The sequence below is a fragment of the Mesorhizobium sp. M7A.F.Ca.CA.004.04.2.1 genome (genome assembly GCF_004022825.1).
Taxonomy (GTDB): domain Bacteria; phylum Pseudomonadota; class Alphaproteobacteria; order Rhizobiales; family Rhizobiaceae; genus Mesorhizobium.
On record NZ_RZPH01000744.1, the window covers coordinates 1 to 3,082 of the forward strand.

Below are 3,082 nucleotides of genomic sequence, written 5' to 3' on the forward strand. Positions count from 1 at the left end.
GACCATCGAGCGCTACGACTTACTGGTCGCGGAAGATTTGCCGTTTCCGATCCTGCCGGTCCTGCAGGGCTATGCGCCCGAGGACTATGTCCGGCACATCGAGATGTATGGCGACCGGCTGAAACCCGACATGTGGGTCGGTGTCGGCTCGGTGTGCAAGCGCAATGGCGACCCGGCACGCATCGTCGAGGTGCTGAGCGCCATCCATGCCGCGCGGGCCGATCTGCGGCTGCATGGCTTCGGCATCAAGCTCACCGCGCTCAGCCATCCCGGCGTCAGAGCCCTGCTCTACAGCGCCGACAGCATGGCCTGGAGCGATGCGGCGCGCAAACAAGGCCGTAATGCCAATTCCTGGACCGAAGCAGCTCGCTACTGTGATGCTGTCGGAATTGCCATCGCGCTACCTCCTGCCCCTTGGCAGATGCCGTTGCCGCTGTCCAATCGGAGGGCGGCATGAGCGAGGAAGCCACCATCCGGCGCGGCGTCCGCAATGCCCGCTACACCACGGTGCCGAACCACGTGTTCGAAGATGTGCGCCTCTCCATGGAGGCGCGCTGGCTGCTGGGCTATCTCCTGTCGAAGCCGGACAACTGGACCGTCATTCTCGGCGACATCGCCAGGCGCGGCGGCTGCGGGCGCGACAAGGCGCGCAAGATCGTCAACGAGTTGGTCAAGCACGGCTATGCCGACAAGGAACAGGAGCGCGAAGACGGGCGATTCGGCAAGCTTTCGCTGGTCATCTTCGACGAGCCGCGCGAGCTTCGCGACAGTGCCGCCGGCGAAGGTGTTGCATCTTTGCCGCAGACTGAAAACCCGTCGACGGTGATGCCGTCGACGGTGAATCCAACACTAGTAAATACTGATGGTTTAGCAAAACCTGACAGTAGTTTTGAGAGAGAGCGCGAGCGCGAGGATCGACGAAGATCAGAGGCGCTTTTCTACAAATCGTTCAAGGGATGGGACCGTTTCGACGTCTCGCCCAAGCCGCCGATGCTGGCCGAGTGGTTCAAGCTTTCCGCCGCCGACCAAGCCGAGTGCGCACCGTGCGTGCCGCTGTTCCTGGCCGAGTGCCGCAAGGCCGGCGTCAAGCAGGCCTGCGCCGTGGCCACCTTCATCAAGGACCGCATGTGGGTGCCGTTCCTGCCGCGTCTGGCCGCAGCGACGGCGCCGGCGCAAGAAGCCACCGCGGCACCCTTCGGCAAGCTGTGGCAGGCAGCCCGGATGAAGCAACTGCTGACCGGGCCGAAAGCCGCCATGCCGCCAATGACGCGGTTCCAGCAGGACGCAATTGCGGCCGGCACCATGGACGGCGAAGCGCTGCAGCTGGAGCGTCAGGCCAAGCACGGATGGCCAGCGGTGAACGCCATGCACGACCGTGCCCGCTTCGGCGGTGGCGTGACGGTGGCGGCAACGCTGCAGCCCTTGGCCGAGATGATGGAGCAGGTCCGTGTCGGCACCGATCGCTGGACGGAGTGGGAGGTCGAGCACCATCGGCGCGGCTGGCCCTGGCTGCCTGCACCGGGACACGTCGAATGGGTGTGGATGCCGGCTGGCGGGCCGGCAGGATTGGAAACGTTTGAACAAGCGGTGCGAGGAAACCATGATGCGGGCGGACGTGAAGCGGCTGAGTGATGCGGAAGTGATCAATCTCGACCGCTGCTATGCCGAATCGGACAGGCAGCAGGGCATGAGCCGAAGGGCACAAGCGCTGCTGGCGGGAGCCGGCGAATCAGGACCGGTGCGCTGCTGGTACGTTCTTCGCGTTTCGGTTGGTCATGAAAATGCTGTGGATGAAGCTCTGCGGAAACTCTTCGTGGAAACGTGGTTGCCGGTCGACAGCACACAGCCCAAGCGCCGCGGAGGTCGTTCCAAGGCCAAGCGGGAAGAACAGGACAACCCTGCTTTGCCCGGTTATCTGATGATCTACGTCTCGGACACCGACCGTGTTCTGATCGGCATCAAGGCAGTGGATGAGGTTGTCGACATCGTCGGCGGATGGATGCAGCCAAAGCCTGTTTCGGAAAGCGATATCAATGGCTTTCGTGCTTTCCTCAAGCTCTCAGAGCGTGAGCGCCGCAAGCTTGCAGCCGAGGAGATGAAGAGGCGCAAGCCTATAGCCGAAGGTGATCGAGTGACGGTGACCGATGGCGCATTGGCTGGTCGCAAAGGCACGGTATCGCGGGAGGCTAATGACGCCTCCCTCTGGGTCGACATAATGCTGTTCGGCGGCACCGTGTCGGCGATGATCCCCCTTGCGAATCTCAGCAAGACAGAATAGCGAGTCCGTCCTAGGACGATCCGAACCGTGAAGCACATTCGCTTCCGAGGCTGTGTTCGCACCCATCCCAGTGAGGATGAGGGAAGCGCCAGGCGGACCCAGGTGAAGCGAGCAGCTTCACCGCAATGGAAAAGATTCCAGACAATGAGCAGCAACACAGCGCCTTGGCGGCGCTGGTATAAGACCGCACGCTGGCAGCAGGTGCGGCAGCGCATCCTGCTTCGCGACATGTACACCTGCCGCAAGACAGGCGTGCTGCTGATCGGCAAGCACCCTGCCCCGAACAGCCCAGTCATCCACCACGACAAGGAACATCGTGGCGACGAGGTGCTGTTCTGGGATGAAGACAACCTGATAGCCGTGTCCAAGGAATGGCACGACAGCGAAGCGCAGAAGGCCGAGCAGGTCAGCCTGCAACATCGAGGCGTCTGGTACTGACCATCGCCGACCAACCGGGGGGGCGGGTCGAAAGTCCGGAAGCCCCTCCCCGCCGGACCCGCGTCCCCCACATTCGGAGATTTTTTTCTGATGGAGCCGAATTTTGACCTGTTCGGTCAGCCGGTTCGTGAGGGCTTCGGTAACCGCGGCCGTCCGCCGTATGAGCCGACCGAAAAAGATCGCAACAAAGTCAAGCTGTTGATGGCGCTGGGCTGGGTCAACATCCGGATCGCCAACGCTCTTGGCATCTCGCCGGCGACGTTGAAGCGGTATTTTAGAGCCGACATGAAAGAGCGCGACGCAATGCGCGATCGGCTCGATGCCAGGCGGTTTGAGATCGCCCTCGAGCAAGCCACTGCCGGCAAC

Annotated in this window: 4 protein-coding genes and 1 pseudogene; all 5 read left to right on the plus strand. The window is 62.5% G+C overall.

Annotated elements, in window-relative coordinates:
* Nucleotides 1–457, plus strand: a 457-nt coding sequence (locus tag EN893_RS38255) for a hypothetical protein (protein WP_206640176.1), incomplete at its 5' end; no start/stop codon positions are given.
* Nucleotides 454–1,632, plus strand: coding sequence for a helix-turn-helix domain-containing protein (locus EN893_RS26210; RefSeq protein WP_127266771.1), 1,179 nt, complete (start codon nt 454–456; stop codon nt 1,630–1,632). The genes EN893_RS38255 and EN893_RS26210, both read left to right, overlap by 4 nt.
* The gene (locus EN893_RS26215; protein ID WP_127266772.1) at nt 1,601–2,278 is read left to right on the plus strand and encodes a transcription termination/antitermination NusG family protein; all 678 of its coding nucleotides are present in this window, start codon (nt 1,601–1,603) and stop codon (nt 2,276–2,278) included. Before EN893_RS26210 ends, EN893_RS26215 begins: the two co-directional genes overlap by 32 nt.
* A gap of 144 nt (nt 2,279–2,422) precedes the next feature.
* Nucleotides 2,423–2,716 carry an HNH endonuclease gene (locus tag EN893_RS26220; RefSeq protein WP_127266773.1) on the plus strand — a complete coding sequence of 98 codons (294 nt, stop codon included), beginning with the start codon at nt 2,423–2,425 and terminating at the stop codon, nt 2,714–2,716.
* 90 nt (nt 2,717–2,806) lie between these two features.
* Nucleotides 2,807–3,082: pseudogene (locus EN893_RS26225) on the plus strand (AraC family transcriptional regulator); the annotation flags it as partial.

Bases quoted from the DNA above. Each gene is read 5' to 3' on its own strand.
- EN893_RS26210 (WP_127266771.1), top strand. From the start codon at position 454: ATGAGCGAGGAAGCCACCATCCGGCGCGGCGTCCGCAATGCCCGCTAC.
- EN893_RS26215 (WP_127266772.1), top strand. From the start codon at position 1,601: ATGATGCGGGCGGACGTGAAGCGGCTGAGTGATGCGGAAGTGATCAAT.
- EN893_RS26220 (WP_127266773.1), top strand. From the start codon at position 2,423: ATGAGCAGCAACACAGCGCCTTGGCGGCGCTGGTATAAGACCGCACGC.